Raw genomic sequence first — 18,514 nt, 5'->3', positions numbered from 1 at the left:
ATCAAAAAATAAGTAGGACGCTGGCATATTACCAACGTCCTACTTAATCAAAAAATGCTATACGTTTTTGCTCTAAACCTTATATAAAATAAGCAAAATCACATCTTTTCTGGAGCAGAAACACCAAGCAAATCAAGGCCTTCTGCAATTACTGTGCGCACAGCAGAGTTAAGCTTAAGCCTGGCTGCAGCACGAGCTGGCTCTGGGCACTTTGCAATGCGAGCCGCCTCACGCTCTTCTTCTGGCAAGCGATTTTCTGGGTCGCTTAACTCCATTGGCACTACGCGCTCAAGGTTGTACCACTTGTGGTAGCTTGCGGCCAAATCCTCAAGATAATGCGCAACGCGGTGAGGAGCGCGCAAATCGCCAGCTTGTGCCAAAGCAGCAGGCCATTGCGCCAAAGCAGCCAACACTTCGCCGTCTGCCTCGGTATTAAGCAAGCTTAAATCGGCTCCATCTGCACTAATTCCAGCATCTGCAGCGTTACGAGCTACATTGCAGCTGCGTGCGTGAGCGTATTGCACGTAGTACACAGGATTATCGTTGCTGTGAGAAGCAAGCAAATCCAAATCAATATCAACGCTTGTGTTGTAGTCGGTGCGTGCAAGCGAGTAGCGCGAAGCATCAACGCCAATTGCATCAACTAAATCGTCAATCGTAATAACGTTTCCAGCGCGCTTGCTCATGCGCACTGGCTTGCCATCCTTCATAACGTTTACAAGCTGACCAATAAGAATCTGCATGTTTTCGCCTGGCTTATCTCCAAAAGCCGCGCACATTGCCATCATTCTGCCAATATAGCCGTGATGATCAGCGCCGAGCATGTAAATTGCTACGTCTGCAGGATTCTGATCACGGTGACGCTTGTTGCGATAGTATGCAATATCTGCAGCGAAGTAGGCGTAATTGCCGTCGGACTTAATAATTACGCGATCCTTATCGTCTCCATGCTTGGTGGATTCAAACCAAGTTGCGCCATCTTTTTCAAAAATATCTCCACGCTCACGCAAGTCTGTAATAGCGCGCTCAACTTCGCCATCTTCATACAGGCTGTTCTCGTGGAACCACACGTCAAAACCAACACGAAAATCGCGCATTGACTTGCGAATTTCCGCAAACATCATTGGAACTGCGCGCTTTCGGAACTCTTCTCGCTGCTCGGAATCACCTTCGCCAAGCGGCAAGCCTTCCTCGTCTTTACCAAGATCGACTCTAGGCAAAGAAAGAATATCAACGCCGTCTGCTTGCGATTCTTTTATAACAGCATCCGCGATTTCGTTAATATACGCGCCTTTGTAGCCGTCTGCAGGCGTTTCTTCGCCATGAGCTGCAGCAACTAAAGACTTTGCAAAACGGTTGATTTGCTCGCCGTGATCGTTGAAGTAGTATTCGCGCACAACTTTTGCGCCGTTCGCTTCCAAAACTCGAGCCATGGAATCGCCAACCGCAGCCCAGCGAGTTCCACCAATATGAATTGGACCAGTTGGATTTGCGGAAACAAACTCAAGATTCAAAGTTTTGCCGCTTAAATGCGTATTTTTCCCAAAATCCGCGCCCTGCTTTAAGACTTCGTCAACAACAGCCGCGGCAGACGCAGAATCAAGCGTTATGTTAATAAAGCCAGGGCCTGCCACTTCTACGCGCGCAATACCTTCCGCATCTTGCAAACGCTCGGCAAAAAGTTCCGCTAAATCGTGAGGCTTCATACCAGCTTTTTTAGCGAGCTGCATAGCAACGTTCGTAGCCCAATCGCCGTGCGCGCGATCTTTTGGTCGCATAACTGCAAGTTTTTCGGCAGCAGGAATCAAATCTTCTGTTAGACTGCCAGCTTTACCGCTTGCTACTAAATCTTTAGCAATTTTTTCAATTAATTCACTTAAGCTTTCTGGATTCATGGTTTACAGTCTAGCGTTACCGCGCGATGCTTAGCGATTAAATACACAAAAAGCGCTGGAGTCGAAGGTTGACTTCCAGCGCTTTTGTTTTGCGATTAACTATTTTCGATTACTGGCGATTACTTCTTTTTTGCAGGAGCTTCGCCGAGTTCGCTTTGAGCAACAGAAACGTTTACGTTAGTTGCATCAGATTCCGCAGATTCAGAATCAGAAGAATCTCCAGCATCTGCAGCCTTAACAGCGTTAAGCTTTACTTCTCCAGTAACGCGACCCGCTTCCGCAACGTCTCCCAAAGTCTCTTCAACAGACTTGTAAGCGTTTTCTGCAACGTTCAAAGTCACTTGCAAAATAGGAGTCTTCATAGAAACTTTTGCTTCAGACTTAATCTTTCGCAAAGTAGCCAAAGCCTCGCCCGCGTAAGCCAAAGTGTCTGCAGAAACACCGTTTGCAGCAGCCTCATATGCCTTAGCGCATGGCCAGCTTGCACGATGCACAGAACCTTCGCCGTCGTGCATCCAACTCCACACTTCTTCCGTAGCGTAAGGCAAGTAAGGAGCAAGCAGGCGAGCCAAAGCGTCGAGCGCAAGACCAAGAGTTGTGCGAGCAGACTTTACAGCAGCTTCACTTGGAGTGCGTCCAGTGGATTCTGCAGTACCGTAAGCACGATTCTTTGCAAGCTCGATGTAATCGTCGCAGAACTCCCAGAAGAAGGTTTCGATTGCTTCCAAAGCCTTGGAATGCTCGTAAGATTCAAGCGCATCAGTTGCGGTACGAATAACGGATGCAAGCTTTGCCATAACAGAGCGATCCAAAACTTCCGTAACGTTTGCAAAATCCCAATCCGCGCTAGCAGGCTCCAAAACTTGATGTTCATCGTTTTCTCGGCCAATCGCGAGCGCAAACTTAGTAGCATTCAAAAGCTTAATCGCAAGGCGGCGGCCAATCTTCATCTGGCCTTCGTCGTAAGTTGCATCCAAGCCAAGTTTTGCAGAAGTCGCCCAGTAGCGCACAGCATCCGCACCAAACTCTTCAATTGGCTTATTTGGTACAACAACGTTTCCCTTAGATTTAGACATCTTCTTGTGGTCTGGGTCCAAGATCCAGCCAGAAAGCGCAGCGTGCTTCCAAGGCAAGCAGCCGTTTTCAAGATACGCGCGGTCAACCGTGCTAAACAGCCAAGTACGAATAATATCCTGGCCTTGTGGACGCAAATCCATTGGGAAAGTAGCCTTAAACAAAGCCTGGTTTTCCTCACCTGGCTCTTCCCAACGAGTCACAATTTGTGGAGTTAAGGAAGATGTGGCCCAAGTGTCCATAATGTCTTGCTCGGCAGTAAAGCCATTTGGCTGGTTACGCTGAGATTCATCAAAGCCTTCTGGAACGTCAATAGTTGGATCGATTGGCAAACGATCTTCGCTAGGAGTCAAAGGATGCTCGTAATCCACTTCCCCATTTTCGTTTACTGGGTACCAAAGTGGGAATGGCACACCAAAGAAGCGTTGGCGAGAAATAAGCCAGTCGCCATTCAAGCCATGAACCCAATTCTCGTAGCGCACGCGCATAAAGTCTGGGTGGAAGTTAAGTTCCTTGCCGCGCTCAATAAGCTCAGCGTTTAACTTTTCGTCCGTACCGCCGTTCTTTAAGTACCATTGGCGAGAAGTGACGATTTCCAAAGGTTTATCGCCCTTTTCGTAGAAGTTCGTCATACGCTTTGTTGGCTTTGGATCGCCTTCCATATCTCCAGCAGCTTGCAAAGCTTCAACAACTTCTTTACGAGCGGAGAAGGTGGTTTTACCAGCAATTTTCTCAAACATTTCACGGCCAGACTCGTCCGTAATCCAATCAGGAGTTGTCATCACAATGCGACCGTTTCGCTGAATGATTGGTCGAGTTGGAAGATTCAAGTCGCGCCACCACTCAACGTCTGTTACGTCACCGAAAGTGCAGCACATTGCAATGCCAGCACCCTTGTCCATTTGAGCAGCAGAATGAGCCAAAATCGGAACCTTCACCTTAAATAGCGGTGAGTAAACTTCCTGACCAAAGTACTTCTTGTAGCGCTCATCTTCTGGATTTGCAATCAAAGATGTGCAAGCAGCAAGTAATTCTGGGCGCGTAGTTTCAATATAAATTGGCGTACCATCTTCGAAACGGAACGCAATCTTATGGTAGAAACCAGGATATTCGCGCGATTCAAGCTCAGCTTGAGCAACAGCAGTCTGGAATGTAACATCCCACAAGCCTGGAGCATCTTTCTGATACGCTTCTCCGCGAGCAAGATTGCGCAAGAATGCTTTTTGTGCAACTCGGCGAGGCTGCTCGCCAATCGTGTGGTAAGTTTGCGACCAGTCCACAGAAAGACCGAGCCTACGCCACAAAGCTTCAAACAGCTTCTCATCTTGAGAAGTTAAGCGTTCGCAAAGCTCAATAAAGTTCTGTCGGCTTACAGGAACCTGATCTTTTGCCTCAATCTTCTTACCTTCAGTGCCTTCAAAAGGCGGCTTAAAATCAGGATCATATTTAAGCGAAGTGTCTACGCGCACGCCGTAATAGTTTTGCACGCGACGCTCTGTTGGCAAGCCGTTATCGTCCCAACCCATTGGGTAGAACACGTCAAAGCCTTGCATTCTCTTATAACGCGCAATCACATCCGTATGCGTGTAAGAGAATACGTGACCTACGTGCAAGTGGCCACTAACGGTTGGAGGTGGAGTATCAATAGAATATACGGCCTTGCGGTCGCGGGAATTGTGGAAAGCGTAAGTCTTGGCTTCTTCCCAATTATTACGCCACTTGTCTTCAAGACCATCAACACCAACCTTGTTAGGCAATGGTGTTAAATGTGCGTGTTTTACTGCGTTATTATCCTGTTCACTCATGAACTGAATATTAGAAACTCAGTTCGACAACGCAAATCTTACTCTTTCTACTTCACGCTTACATCGTGCAATGGAAGAAGCTGATCAGTCATATTCTTTGTGTAACCGCTTATATTAGATTTCACAGCCATTATGCTTTTACGAGCATAAAGCCAGTGTGCTGCAGCATTATTGCTTACTTCACGCGCATAAGCACGAACGTTTGCTTCATATTCGGAAGCATTTCTTGAGTGGACTGCATTCGCCCAAGCCTGCTGAGCTCGAGAATCCTGCAAAACAAACGGCGAGCCACTTTCTGCAAAAGCACCTTCATCTAAAGTATTACTCAAAGTTGTAAGAGCAATATCATATTTGCCTTCGCTTATACGCTGTTGCAAAGTTTTTTGATCAACCTCTTCAAGATTGACCTTAAAACCGCTTACAGAGCTAATTTGCTTAGACAGTTCGCGGCCAACATCGCCTTCACCTTGCGGAACAAGGAAGCTAATAGTTCCTAAATAACTTGAGCTGAAGTAATGGAAAAGTGGGCCAGCTTTTGCAGGATTATAAGGATACAATCCAGTTAAATCTTCATATCCTGTTGAAAGAGGATCAATAGGTCCGCCTACAGGAACACCACCATTACCATCAGCAGCCATCACTGTTTGCACATTCATAGCGTATCTAGCAGCTTTACGCGCTTGCTCATCGCAGAAAATAGATGCAACAGTCGAGTTAAATGCAAGGAATCGAACGCGAGTGCTTTGGCCTTCAACCATTTTTGTATCCGCAATAGCAGCAAGACGCTTGTTTTCATTGCCTTCAAGCGGAACAGCCATCTGAATATTGCCTTTCCCCATAGCATCTGCCAAAGCGGTATCACTATCAAAATATTGCAAAGTAATACTTGCGCAAGATGCAGGCGTACCCCAATATCTATTATTGCGCACAAGCACCAAAGAATGTCCTTTATTGTAACTGCTAACAGTAAAAGGACCAGTTCCTAAAGCACCATTCGCATAATCAATAGCAACAGCTTTAGTGTCATACACTATTCCAGCTCTACCCGAAAGTCGACGTAAAAGTAAAGCGTTAGGCTTTGTGAGCGTAAAAACTACAGTATGATTATCTGGGTTAGCAACTGTTTTAATAGTGTTTAAAGCTTCATAACCTGGATAATTATTAGTAATTCCTTGCTGCAATGATTGCAACACAGAATCAGAATTCATAACGTCACCGTTGGAAAATCGCACACCTTGGCGCAAATTAAAACGATACGTTAATCCATCTTGAGAAACATCCCAAGATTGTGCCAAGCCAGGCTGCAAACTGTTATCGTCACCACGTTTTACGAGAGTTTCATACACGTTGCCAATTAACGCCTGCTGCAAAGAATCGCTGCTATCTTTACGAATATCAAGAGAATCCGGAGCCGTTCTTAAACCGACTTTTAACACCGAATTACCAGCAGGATGCGTAAAAGAATCAATAGGCGAACGCCCTTGGTATATCTGCCATCCAAGCCACAAAACACCAATCATTACTACAGAAACAACCATGAATACAACCCATGGAACCCAACCTGCACTAGAACGACCATGAGATGATCTGTAAGTACGATATGCGTATTTGCCTGTTCTTGACATAGTTCATAGTTTATATCAACAACTGAATGTAGAACAACACGCAATTGCCCTAAATGAATATATTAGACGAAGGACATGTTGTTTTTAGAGGGCATGAAGCGCACTTAGGATTGCGAGCAGTGCATATTTTTCTGCCGTGCAAAATAAGACGGTGAGAAAGATTAGTCCAATCTGCAGGCTCAAAATAAGATGTTATTTCCTTCTCAATAGATTCTGGATTTGCATACTTTTTAGACTTATTGCAATCTTTACGCCAACCTAAACGGCCTGTGACGCGTATTACGTGAGTATCTACAGGGAAACCAGGCAATCCAAAAGCGTTTCCTCTAACAACATTAGCCGTTTTACGACCAACTCCAGGCAAAGATGTTAAATCTTCCATTCTTGAGGGGACTACGCCATGAAAAGCGCTTTCCAAACGTACAGACAGCGCAATAATATGCTGAGCTTTTACTCGATAAAATCCAAGAGGTTTAATAATAGATTCGACTTGCTCAACTGAAGCAGCAGAAAGCGAACGTGAATCTGGAAAAGTATCAAAAAGTTCCGGAGTTACAGAGTTAACTCGCTTATCGGTTGTTTGAGCGCTTAAAACAGTAGCAATAAGCAGCTCAAAAGGATTAGAAAAATTAAGCGCACATTTAGGATCAGGTATTTCCTTGCAAAGAAGATCATACTCTTCGTGTATACGCGCAAGTTTTTCCTGTTTTGATTCTTTCATACTATAAATTTATAAGTTCGTTGAAGAAGCATCTGAATCGCTTGGAGCATCTTCATCCGCATCGCTATTTTCTTCCGCCTCAGACGGATCAAAACGATACCCAACATTTCTTACCGTACCAATTAAATGCTCGTACTCAACACCAAGCTTAGCGCGAAGACGTCGAATATGAACGTCAACCGTTCGAGTGCCACCGTAGTAGTCGTATCCCCAAACTTCCTGAAGCAAATGTGCTCTAGTAAACACTCTCCTAGGATTCTGCACAAAATACTTTAGTAATTCAAATTCTTTATAAGCTAAATCAACAGGATGGCCATGCAAGCTCACGGTATAACTGCGCATATCAACAACAAGATCACCCGAGCGCATTGTTCCATCGTCAACAGCAGAATCACTAATTTGAGAATCTTGAGATTGCGCAAACGACCCATTACTTGCAATACGCTGAGAAGCTAAGCGCAATCTTCCTTCTACTTCTGCAGGTGAAGCGCTTGTAAGAACAACGTCATTAATATTCCACGAGGAATTTACTACAGTAAATCCACCTTCTGTAAGAACTAATACGACTGGAACTGTAATATTTTCAGCGCGCAAAAGAGCGCATAAAGATTTAACCAAAGCCAAATCTTCACGAGCATCAATTAGAAGAACTGTTTGCGCAGGAAGTTTAGATAAACTCGCAGAATCTAATGAAAGGACGCGCACTCTATGAGAAAGCAGCGCTAGCGAAGGCAAAACAGTTGCCGGAGAAGCGCACGAAGTCATCAACGTAATATCGGTCATGTGATGCCTCCAGCCAACAAATAATGCAATGCCAAATACAAGCCTTTACAGGAATTGTAAACCATGCTACGAAAAATATCGACTTACCTTTAATTTATTTCGCGTAAAGTTGCGTCAACAATACAGCAATTCAAAAGTTCTGTGTAATCAACAAGCACAAACAATAAGTGCAGGTTGTAAGCTACATTAGTAATAAGAAATAAGTAATATGCATCAAGTTTATACACATATTACTATTCATAAGAGCGAATATTTACCTTAAATAGGAGTGCTATGAGCGACGAAACACATATCTGCAATAAACAAGTGCAGAACGATGCTACTTCTTGTACTAGCACTCAAAAACAAGCACATATTCCTCACACTAATTTTCTAGCAATGATTGCAAGCCAGATTTTTGTTGTGATACTAATTGCAGGAGCATCTGCACTACCAATAGCAACAGCAAAAATAACTCTTGTTATTTGTGCGCTTATACTTTTAACTTTCCTTACTTTTTGGCCTCTGCACGGAAATGTTATTGATCGAGCTATTGCTTTACTATCCTGCATAGCTTCAGCATGGTGCGCAACTCTTGCGCTAAAAGGCTGGCTTCCACAAAGCGTTATTATTGACAATGAAACTGTTTCAATGAGTAAATTCATTGCAGCAATACGGCCTTATGAGCGTTGGGCTGTGTCGTTTGTGCTAATTCTTGTAGCAGCAACATTCATAACTTTCTTAAGACAAATGCTACGCGAAAACCGCACAAATTTAGTTAGAAACCTTTCTCACACTCTAACAGCAAGTATTGCTTGTGCAGCTCTTCCTGGCTGGATGTTTTTGCCTTCTATTATTAGATTTATGCCATCTTTGCGCAACACAGACGGCGGAATATTTGTTGCTGCACTATGCATATTGATGGTAATTTTGCTTTCCGGACTTTCGTATTTGTGGGTTAGGAATAATTGCAAAAATTACTACGAAAATAACGTAACTCGCGACGTTGCTATTTCGTTACTTCCAATAATGTTTTCAGGAATGTTGATTTATATTGCGGGACTTGGTATGCTGTTAGTTGCATGAAAATGCATTATAGGTTTCCCCTGTGAGTTTATTTTTTTAACTATTTTTTCCATGAACTCGCAGGGGATTTTTTATTCAGAAAGCAAAACCTACTTTTCGCTTTCTTCCAAACGCTTGCGAGCTGCGACGATTTCCTTCTCAGCCTGATCTACACCAGCCCAGAAGTCACCAGGAAGGACTTCCTTACCCGGCTCCAAAGCCTTGTACTGCTCGAAGAAGTGCTTAATTTCTGCCTTGTGATATTCGTTCACATCATCGATATCCTTGATATCGTCGAAACGAACGTCTGCTGGAACGCACAAAACCTTATCGTCTCCGCCAGCTTCATCAACCATGTGATACAAACCAACAGCGCGGCACTCAACAACGCATCCTGGGAATACGGAGTTTGGAATCATAACAAGAGCGTCAAGAGGGTCACCATCTTCGCCCAAAGTTCCTTCAATGTATCCGTAATCATCTGGGTAACCCATTGCAGTGAAAAGTGTGCGATCCAAGAAAACACGACCGGTTTCGTGATCCACTTCATACTTGTTCTTAGAACCACGTGGGATTTCTACCACAACGTTAAAAGTTTCTGCCATTTTGGCTCCTTTATTATCTTTAATAACAATTGACACAACTGTTATATTTCACTTTAGCGCGCACTAAAGAAAGCATTATTTCAAAACACGCTTTGAGGTTCAAAAGTGTCGAAAGACACAGTTATTATGGCTCTGTTTTACACACAATATGTGCACACACAAAAGCATGGTTGACGAAGCGCAGGCAAGATGACAAAGAAGAAACGCGTGAATACTTCCACTGTTTCACCGGCCAATAGAAACTTCCGCCAAAAGGAAGCTGAGGCCGCAAATAATGCTAGTAAAACACTCGTAAATAAAAAGCTTGCAAATGAAAGCGCTAAATCAACTAATACTGTTAGTGAAGTAAAAAATCAGATTGAATCTAAACGGAATCCTGCAATAGATGGCTTGCGCGCTTTAGCAATTATTGGAATTGTTTGCTTCCATATGCGTCCAAGCACACTTTCTGGAGGATTTTTAGGAGTAACGCTATTTTTAGTTTTAGCTGGATACTTTTGTACACATTCAATACTTCGCTATTTAGACTCTCAAAAAAGTGCCGAAACTAGCAGCAGCACAAGCGCTAACACAAACGGAAACATAAGTAGCAATGCAAACAGCATTGAGAAAAGTAAAACAAAAACTGGCGAATTTAAAAGATTAATCACTTGCTACTTTAACTACATTTGGCATCGTTTAAAGCGAATTTGGCCACCAACACTTGGAATTATTGGAGTTAGCGCACCAATAATGTGGCTTTTTTCGCCAAGTCTACTTCCAAAATTACAAGCGGATGCTTTTTCTGGAGCTGGCTTCTTTAGCAACATAATGTACGTTGCGCGCAAACTATCGTATTTTGAGCAAACAGGATTACCTTCCCCAATTAAACACTTATGGTATCTTGGCTTAATCATGCAAGCATTCGTTGTGTGGCCACTTATTCTTACGGCCCTCGTGAAGCTTGTTAAACGCGCAATTACTCGCATGTATATTACTGCAGGATTGGCGATACTTTCTACAATACTTACGTTTACCTTTGCCTACATGTTTGGCGATTACACTACTCCAGCTCGCGTCTATTATTCTCTTGACACAAGAGCATCGGAATTCTTGCTAGGAGCAATGCTGGCAATGTATGGGGCTTGGTTTACCAAACATTCATTACACGCTTGGATTATTCGCGTATTTTATTGGATTCGTGGCAATAAGCATGCAATAGTTAAGATTTCCACAATATTGCCGAAATCTGGTATTACTAGCTCTTCTTCAAACGAAACTTATGCTGAAAAGAACACAAGCAACAAGCAGGTTGATGAAAATGCTGCAAAATCTCCTGCTGAAAATAGTATTCCAGAAGATTTGCGAGCTGGATTACAAATTGATTTGTCTGACAATGCTGAAATTTTGCAAGACGACTACAAGAATACAGATTTAGAAGATTCTTCTAAATCTGAAATACACGAACTTCCAGATAACGTATTTACCGCTCCAAAAACAGTGTTTTACAACCCTTTGCACGCGTGGCAAAGATCCTTAATAGGTATTGTTACAACAATAGTTCTGATTTTGTGCTTTGTTTATGCAGACGGCACATCCTCAGCGTTTACTTTTGGTGGATACACAATAACCGCTGCGGTCTGCGCGCTAATACTGTGGTCTTGCACTCAGACTGATAATATTTGCTCAAGAATTTTCGCATTTGCGCCGTTATCTTATCTTGGAAAGCGCGCATTTGCTATTTATTTAGTACACTTCCCAATTTTGGAATTGTGCAATCCTGCCACAAGAACAACAACTGTTTCTTGGGAAGAGCAGATTTTGCAAGCTGTAGTAATTGTTGCAGTAGCAGAATGTTTCTATCAACTATTTGAAAAACAAACAGAAAAATATCTGCAAAAATTAGTACATTTCGTAGCATTAGCAATAGTTTGCGTAATAACTATTTTCTTAATTGCTTTGCCGTTGAATTGGAATAGTATTGCTCAACAACGCGCAATACAAATTCGACCAGAACTAACTGTAAATGCTGCTAAAAGTGCTGAAGCAGAAAAAACAAAAACTAATAAAAAGGCAAACGCATCCGCTTCAAATAAGAAAACAAAAGGATTGCACAAGTCTGTAGTAAAACAAGCGCTTCCGCCAACACCATCAAAGCATCCTGTGCTTTTCCCAATTGCAGAAAAAGTTCCGCAAAATCTTTCCGCATCACACACTCGTATTGATAAAAAGCACAACACTTGCTCAGTAAACTTAACTATGGTAGGCGACTCTATTACCGAAGGCGCAAAACCATACTTGCTACAAGTAATGCCTAATGCCTATATTGACGGAAAAGTAAGCAGGCAGATTTTCCACGGAGCTGACGAATACGCTCAAGATATTTCGAACAAACATGCTGGGGATGTTGTTATTTACGCGTTAGGAACAAACGGCCCGCCTCACGACGACAGCGTTCTTCAGCACATGGTAGATGTTGCTAAGGGTAAGCCTGTTTATTTCGTTACAACTAGAGTTCCACAGCCATGGCAAGACGTTACCAACGACCGCCTTCGTAAGTTTGCTCAAACGCATCCTAATGTTGGCATTATTGACTGGAATGGTTTCAGCAAAGATCATTCTGAATATCTAACTGACGATGGCGTGCATTTAACCCCAGTTGGCGGTCCAAAATACGCAAAAATGATTCGACTCGCGCTATGCGGAGCCTGATTTATCAATAACGCGAATTTTGGCATAACTACAAGTATTTTGCGCACGATACAAGCAAATCCTATAACGAATCTCAATGAAAATAACGACTCGTGTAGGAAAAATAGCAGCGAAATATTACGATAGTATGTATGACTGAGTTGAGGATTCCTTTTAACACGCAACACACTGCTGATGATGCGTCTGCGTGGACGAACCCATTACGAGATCCTAGAGATTTACGTTTGGCTCGCATTGCCGGCCCGTGCAGTTTAGTAATTTTTGGTATTACTGGCGATTTAGCACGCAAAAAACTTATGCCAGCCGTATACGACTTGGCTAATCGAGGGCTTTTACCACCAGGATTTGGTTTAACTGGTTTTGCGAGAAGAGACTGGACTGATGAGCATTTCGTAAATTTTGTGCGCGAAAATATTGAGCAACACTGCCGCACACCATTTCGTGAGTCAACTTGGATTAATCTTGCAAAAGGAATACGCTTTGTGCGCGGCACTTTTGACGACGCGTCTGCGTTTGAACGTTTAAGCAAAACAGTAAATGAATTAGATAGAGATCGCGGCACGCGCGGAAACCACGCATTTTACATGTCTATTCCTCCTTCAAGCTTCCCTATTGTTGCTCAACAGTTGGCAGCGTCTGGACTTTCTCACTCTTCCGAGCACGCGTGGCGTCGCGTAATTATCGAAAAGCCTTTCGGACATGATTTAACGAGCGCTCGCGAATTAGACCGCGTTGTTTCAGAAGTTTTTGATCCTAATTCCGTATTTAGAATCGACCATTACTTAGGTAAGGAAACCGTGCAAAATTTGCTGGCTTTCCGTTTTGCCAACGCAATGTACGAGCCAATTTGGAACGCAAATTATGTTGATCACGTGCAAATTACGATGGCTGAAGACATTGGTATTGGCGGGCGTGCCGGTTATTACGATGGCATTGGTGCTGCGCGCGATGTTATTCAAAACCACTTGCTTCAACTTATGGCTCTTACTGCTATGGAAGAGCCTGTAAGTTTCCGCGCTAGCGATTTGACTGCTGAAAAAACGAAAGTTCTATCCGCAATCCGACTACCTCAAGACTTGGCTGCCAATACTGCTCGAGGACAGTACGCAGCAGGCTGGCAAGGATCTTACAAAGCAGTTGGTTACTTGGAAGAACAAGGAATCGACCCTAAAAGCACTACTGAAACGTATGCTGCTGTGCGACTAGACGTTGACACTCGCCGATGGGCTGGAGTGCCATTCTATTTGCGCACTGGCAAACGTTTAGGCAAACGCGTTACAGAAATTGCCGTGATTTTTAAGCGCGCTCCGCACTTGCCGTTTGAATCAACTGCTGTTCGAGAGCTTGGTAGCAATGCTATTGTGATTCGCGTGCAGCCAGATGAGGGCGTTACTATGCGTTTTGGAGCGAAAGTTCCTGGCGGAACTGCTATGGAAGTCCGCGACGTTTCTATGGACTTTAGTTACGGACGTTCATTTACTGAAAGTTCACCTGAAGCTTATGAGCGTCTGATTCTTGACGTTCTTCTTGGCGAGCCTCCACTGTTCCCAACTACTGAAGAAGTAGATTTGAGCTGGAAGATTCTCGATCCTATTGAGGAATTTTGGAGTTCACTTGGCACACAACCACAGCCGTATCGCGCTGGAACTTGGGGTCCTAAGGAAGCAGACGACATGCTTGCTCGTAATAATCGCCATTGGAGGCTGCCATGATTATCAACCTTCCTGATACTAATACCAGTAAAATTTCGCAAAAAATCGACGAATTGCACGAAGAGCGTGGAGAATCCGCAACTGGGCGCGTGCTTACTCTTTTAATAGACACAGATCTTCAAGAATTGGAACATGCTCTCGAAGCTGCTAATGCTGCGAGCCGCGAGCATCCTTGCCGCGTTATTGCTATGGTTCGCGACTGGTCTAGCGAACATGCTGCTGAGCGCGGAGAAATTGTGCCAAATCTTGACGCTCAAGTGCGTTTTGGCGCTGATGCTGGAGCTGGCGAGATTATTATTTTGTATCCGCATAACGGTTTGGTTCGCCACCCGGATACGCTTGTTATTCCGCTACTTGTGCCAGATGCGCCGATTGTTGCGTGGTGGCCGACGAACGCTCCGGAAGACCCTGCTCACGATTTGCTTGGAGCTATGGCAAGTAGCAGAATTACTGATGCTCAGCGCGCAGACGACACTCTTAAAACTGTTCAAAACTTGCGCAAAAACTGGTCTCCGCAAGACGCAGACTTATCTTGGACGCGTTTAACTCCTTGGCGCGCGTTACTTGCTTCTATGCTCGATCAGCCTCCGCATTTGCCAATTACTAGCGCAAAAGTTACTGGCCCTACGCACTATGTTTCTTTGCATTTACTGGCAGCTTGGCTTAAGAGCAGTTTGCGAGTGCCTGTAGAAATAGTTGAGAATCCTGAGGCTAAAGCTATTACTTCCGTAACTTTAGAGCGTGAGGATGGCACTTTGTCTCTTACTCGCCCTGCTGGCGGAGATCAGGCTTTAATTAGTCTTCCCTATCAGACCGCTCAACCAATTGCGCTTCCTATTCGCACCTTGGATGATTGCTTAAGTGAGGAATTGCGACGAATTGATCCGGACGAAATTTACGCACAGCTGGTTCGAGATAATCCTGCAGAAAACAATTAAGTCTATAAAAATACACAACGCGTGAAACAACTTGTGAAACAACGTATGAAACAGCGTGTGAAACATTTTTAACGGCATAAAGGAATAATTATGACAGATAATGAAGTTACTTTTGCACACAACGCAAGCGTTTACGGCTACAATAACCCCGACGTACTTTCAGCCGTTGCAGCTCAGCGCTTGGCAATTCTTCTTATGGAGTCACAAGCTAATGTGCAAAATCTCGACAAGCCATTCCATTTACTTATTACTGGCGGTACGGATTCGATTCGCATGTTCCAAATGCTTGCCAGCAATCCGCTTTTAACGGTGATTGATTGGGATTTAGTGCATATTTGGTGGGCAGATGAGCGTTTCGTAGCTTACGATAGTGAGGATCGTAACGCACGCAAAACTCGCGAAGCGCTGCTTGACTTACTTACTTCTCACAAAGCTTTGGCAGAATCTCATATTCACGAGATGCCTGCAGATGAGCGTAGTGCGGAAGAAATTGCAGCAGCCAGCGACGCTGAAAATGACGCTATTTTAGATGCTGCAGCGCGCGACTATGAGGAAGAAATTACAGGATTACTTGGGCCAGAGCCAGTATTTGATTTAGCAATTCTTGGCATGGGCCCGGACGCGCATATGGCTTCGCTTTTCCCGGGATTGCCGCAGGTTAATAATCGCGAGCGCATTGTTGTTGGAGTAAACCACTCCCCTAAGCTTCCGCCAATGCGATTGTCGCTTACAGTTCCTGTGCTGGCTCACAGTCGCCGCACTTGGTTTTTGACTGCCGGAGCAGAAAAGGGCGCTGCTTTAATGAATTCACTTTCGGGAGCTAATAATCCTGAATATCCTGCGTCTTTTGCAAACGGAACTGAGGAAATCTCTTGGCTAACCACCGCAAGCACACTGCAAGCTGCTATTGAATAACTGCATAAAATTCAGCAACAAAATATATTAAAAAGAATAAAATAAAATACAGGCCTTTGCATTATTATGCAGAGGCCTGCTTATTCTAAATATTATTTGTTTTAATCTTGCTTTACTTCTGGACGATTAGAATCTGCCCACAAAGTGTGGAATACGCCCGGCTCGTCAATTCGGCCGTAAGTGTGAGCGCCGAAGAAATCGCGCTGAGCCTGAATAAGCGAAGCTGGCAAGCGCTTGGAACGCAAACCATCGTAGTAGGCAAGCAAGCTAGAGAATGCTGGCACAGGCACACCATGCTCAACTGCGCGCGCAATAACACGACGCCAAGCAGCCTGCGACTTTTCAATAGCATCCTTAAAGTACGGTGCAAAAAGCAAAGAAACGCTTGCTTCACCGGACTCAAAAGCCTCAGAAACGCGGTTCAAGAACTGAGCACGAATAATGCAGCCGCCTCGCCAAATACGAGCAACAGCAGCCTGGTCAATCTTCCAATCATGCTCAATTGCAGCAGCCGCAATCTCATCGAAGCCCTGAGCATAAGAAACAATCTTAGAAGCGTACAAAGCTTGACGAATATCCTCAATAAACGCCTTACGCTCAGCATCATTCAAATCAAAATGAACATCCGGGCCAGTCAAACCCTGGCTTTCAGCAGCTTCACGCAATGCAACTTGGCTAGAAAGTCCGCGAGCAAACACAGCTTCAGCAATACCCGTAACCGGTATTCCAAGCGAAAGAGCAGACTGCACAGTCCAAGTGCCAGTGCCCTTCATGCCAGCGTGATCCACCATCATCTCAACTAAAGGCTTACCAGTCTTAGCGTCTTTCTGGCGAAGCACATCCGCAGTAATCTCAATCAAATAAGAATCAAGCTCACCCTTATTCCACTCGCTAAACACGTCTGCAATTTCGTCGGACTTCATGCCCAAACCGCGAAGCATTAAATCGTAGCTTTCAGCAATAAGCTGCATATCCGAGTACTCGATGCCATTGTGAACCATCTTTACAAAGTGACCAGCACCATCGGTACCAATATGCGTTACGCAAGGCTCGCCTTCTGCAACAGCCGCAATAGACTTCAAAATAGGTCCAAGAGTCTTCCAAGATTCTTCAGTTCCACCAGGCATCATCGAAGGGCCGCGCAAAGCTCCTTCCTCGCCTCCAGAAACACCGCAACCAACATAATGAAGACCGCGCGCACGAATGCTGCGCTCTCTGCGAATCGTGTCTTCAAAATAAGAGTTTCCGCCATCGACGATAATATCTCCAGGCTCCATAGCATTTGCAAGCTCTTCAATAACAGCATCCGTAGGAGCGCCAGCTTTTACCATAATAATCGCCGTGCGCGGACGCTTTAGAGAGGCCACAAATTCTTCAACAGTTTTAGCTGGAACGAAAGCACCCTCAGTGCCGTGCTCATTCATTAACGTTTCAGTTCGCGAATAATGACGATTATAAACTGCCACAGTATTTCCGTGATGCGCAAGATTTCGCGCTAAATTAGATCCCATTGCAGCCAAGCCAACAACGCCAATATTTGCCTGAGCTTGAGTCATTACGACACCTCTTATCTTGTTGTTATATTTTCGTTTCTGCGTTACTCCCCTTCAGGAAACACACTTTTTAATTTTATCGGCCTATATGCACAAGATTTTCGATGCAAAAAATGCAAGTTACACTAAGTAAATTTTGTGATATAAATTACATTTTTAATACAAACAAATCGTTCTCAAAATCTCCAAAAAAGTACGACACGCTTACAAACACGCGGATTCTGTAAATATAAACAATAACTATATGTAGTGTTTGAATAATCGACACACCACTACAAATAGTAATTATGAGTAGTATGCTGACTTTTGGCTTTTGTGCTAACACCGCGGAATCTAACGATTCCCCATCACCAGAGGAGATTGAAATGACAATTACAGTGTTTACAAAACCTCATTGCCCACAGTGTGATGCCACTAAACGACAGTTCACAAAACTTGGCGTGAACTTCGAAACTGTAGACTTATCAAAAAGCCCTGAAGCACTGGATCAATTGCGCAATGCAGGATACCGTCAAGCACCTGTAGTTATTGCGCCAGACACATCCTGGAGCGGTTACCGCCCAGATTTAATCGCACAAATTGCGGATAAACTCGGAACTTCCGCAGAAACAGCAAAAGAAGCATGAGAAATGTGTGAACAAGAAAGCATCCAACAGCCAAGCGAGCCAGAATCTCGCGCACAAGGCGAATCAATCGGAGCTGTAGTCTACTTTTCATCAGTTTCCGAAAACACATTACGCTTCGTGCAAAATTGCGATTTTCCTAGCAATAACGTAAACGTGTATCGCATACCACTTCGGCCAAAAGACCCGGAATTAAACGTGCGAGAACCGTACGTGCTAATCGTACCAACTTACGGCGGCGGAAATATTGCAAAAGCAATACCAATGCAAGTACGCAAATTCCTAAACAATCGCGAAAATCGTTCGTTTATTCGCGGAGTAATTTCTTCCGGAAATACGAATTTTGGAGATGCTTATTGCGCTGCAGGCGGTCAGATTGCAGGAAAGTGCGCAATCCCAAATATGTATTCGTTTGAGCTCACGGGAACTCAAGAAGATATTGAAAAAGTAGCGCAGGGAATACCGAAATTTTTAAAACAACTAAAAGAAGCAAAAGAAACTAAATAATCAAAATAATCAAAAACAATCAG

Annotated in this window: 14 protein-coding genes; 7 read left to right on the top strand and 7 right to left on the bottom strand. The window is 44.1% G+C overall.

The window, feature by feature from the left end:
• Positions 1-98: 98 nt before the first annotated feature.
• The 5 genes from argS to HXT33_RS00725 all read right to left on the bottom strand — a co-directional run bounded on the left by argS (position 99) and on the right by HXT33_RS00725 (position 7,903).
• On the bottom strand, positions 99-1,895 hold the full coding sequence (gene argS, locus HXT33_RS00745) for an arginine--tRNA ligase (protein WP_421787137.1): 1,797 nt from the start codon (positions 1,893-1,895) through the stop codon (positions 99-101).
• A 119-nt stretch (positions 1,896-2,014) separates the two neighbouring features.
• Complete coding sequence (valS, locus tag HXT33_RS00740) at positions 2,015-4,774, bottom strand: valine--tRNA ligase (protein WP_421787135.1); 2,760 nt, start codon at positions 4,772-4,774, stop codon at positions 2,015-2,017.
• A 47-nt stretch (positions 4,775-4,821) separates the two neighbouring features.
• A complete protein-coding gene (locus tag HXT33_RS00735; RefSeq protein WP_421787629.1) occupies positions 4,822-6,312 on the bottom strand; it encodes an ABC transporter substrate-binding protein in 1,491 nt (496 codons plus the stop codon).
• 136 nt (positions 6,313-6,448) lie between these two features.
• Positions 6,449-7,120, bottom strand: a complete 672-nt coding sequence (gene nth, locus HXT33_RS00730) for an endonuclease III (RefSeq protein WP_415704018.1) — start codon at positions 7,118-7,120, stop codon at positions 6,449-6,451.
• Between the two features lie 9 nt (positions 7,121-7,129).
• The gene (locus HXT33_RS00725; RefSeq protein ID WP_116794374.1) at positions 7,130-7,903 is read right to left on the bottom strand and encodes a winged helix-turn-helix transcriptional regulator; all 774 of its coding nucleotides are present in this window, start codon (positions 7,901-7,903) and stop codon (positions 7,130-7,132) included.
• Between the two features lie 273 nt (positions 7,904-8,176).
• Between HXT33_RS00725 and HXT33_RS00720 the strand changes: the two genes are divergently transcribed.
• Positions 8,177-8,968 carry a beta-carotene 15,15'-monooxygenase gene (locus tag HXT33_RS00720; protein WP_116794375.1) on the top strand — a complete coding sequence of 264 codons (792 nt, stop codon included), beginning with the start codon at positions 8,177-8,179 and terminating at the stop codon, positions 8,966-8,968.
• Between the two features lie 89 nt (positions 8,969-9,057).
• Here HXT33_RS00720 and HXT33_RS00715 read toward each other — a convergent pair whose 3' ends face one another.
• Positions 9,058-9,552 carry an inorganic diphosphatase gene (locus HXT33_RS00715; protein ID WP_308582051.1) on the bottom strand — a complete coding sequence of 165 codons (495 nt, stop codon included), beginning with the start codon at positions 9,550-9,552 and terminating at the stop codon, positions 9,058-9,060.
• Between the two features lie 189 nt (positions 9,553-9,741).
• On the opposite strand from HXT33_RS00715, the gene HXT33_RS00710 reads away from it, so the two are divergent.
• From HXT33_RS00710 to pgl, 4 genes are all read left to right on the top strand, one after another.
• The gene (locus tag HXT33_RS00710; protein WP_421787132.1) at positions 9,742-12,243 is read left to right on the top strand and encodes an acyltransferase family protein; all 2,502 of its coding nucleotides are present in this window, start codon (positions 9,742-9,744) and stop codon (positions 12,241-12,243) included.
• Positions 12,244-12,374: 131 nt separating this feature from the next.
• Entirely contained in the window at positions 12,375-13,955 is a 1,581-nt protein-coding gene (gene zwf / locus HXT33_RS00705) for a glucose-6-phosphate dehydrogenase (RefSeq protein ID WP_004135828.1), read from the top strand.
• Positions 13,952-14,893 (top strand): glucose-6-phosphate dehydrogenase assembly protein OpcA, encoded by a 942-nt coding sequence (locus HXT33_RS00700; RefSeq protein ID WP_102695020.1) that lies wholly within the window; start codon positions 13,952-13,954, stop codon positions 14,891-14,893. Before zwf ends, HXT33_RS00700 begins: the two co-directional genes overlap by 4 nt.
• A gap of 90 nt (positions 14,894-14,983) precedes the next feature.
• Positions 14,984-15,808 (top strand): 6-phosphogluconolactonase, encoded by an 825-nt coding sequence (gene pgl / locus HXT33_RS00695; RefSeq protein ID WP_019260666.1) that lies wholly within the window; start codon positions 14,984-14,986, stop codon positions 15,806-15,808.
• Between the two features lie 101 nt (positions 15,809-15,909).
• Here the strand turns inward: pgl and gndA are convergent, their stop codons facing one another.
• Entirely contained in the window at positions 15,910-17,364 is a 1,455-nt protein-coding gene (gndA, locus tag HXT33_RS00690) for an NADP-dependent phosphogluconate dehydrogenase (RefSeq protein WP_421787130.1), read from the bottom strand.
• A 362-nt stretch (positions 17,365-17,726) separates the two neighbouring features.
• Between gndA and nrdH the strand changes: the two genes are divergently transcribed.
• On the top strand, positions 17,727-17,987 hold the full coding sequence (nrdH, locus tag HXT33_RS00685; RefSeq protein WP_004134139.1) for a glutaredoxin-like protein NrdH: 261 nt from the start codon (positions 17,727-17,729) through the stop codon (positions 17,985-17,987).
• A gap of 3 nt (positions 17,988-17,990) precedes the next feature.
• Positions 17,991-18,491: a class Ib ribonucleoside-diphosphate reductase assembly flavoprotein NrdI gene (nrdI, locus tag HXT33_RS00680; protein WP_004134137.1), complete on the top strand. Its 501-nt coding sequence runs from the start codon at positions 17,991-17,993 to the stop codon at positions 18,489-18,491.
• Positions 18,492-18,514: the final 23 nt, after the last annotated feature.

The sequence above is a fragment of the Gardnerella sp. DNF00753 genome, assembly GCF_049244275.1.
GTDB lineage: Bacteria > Actinomycetota > Actinomycetes > Actinomycetales > Bifidobacteriaceae > Bifidobacterium > Bifidobacterium greenwoodii.
This window is presented reverse-complemented; position numbering and strand designations above follow the sequence as displayed.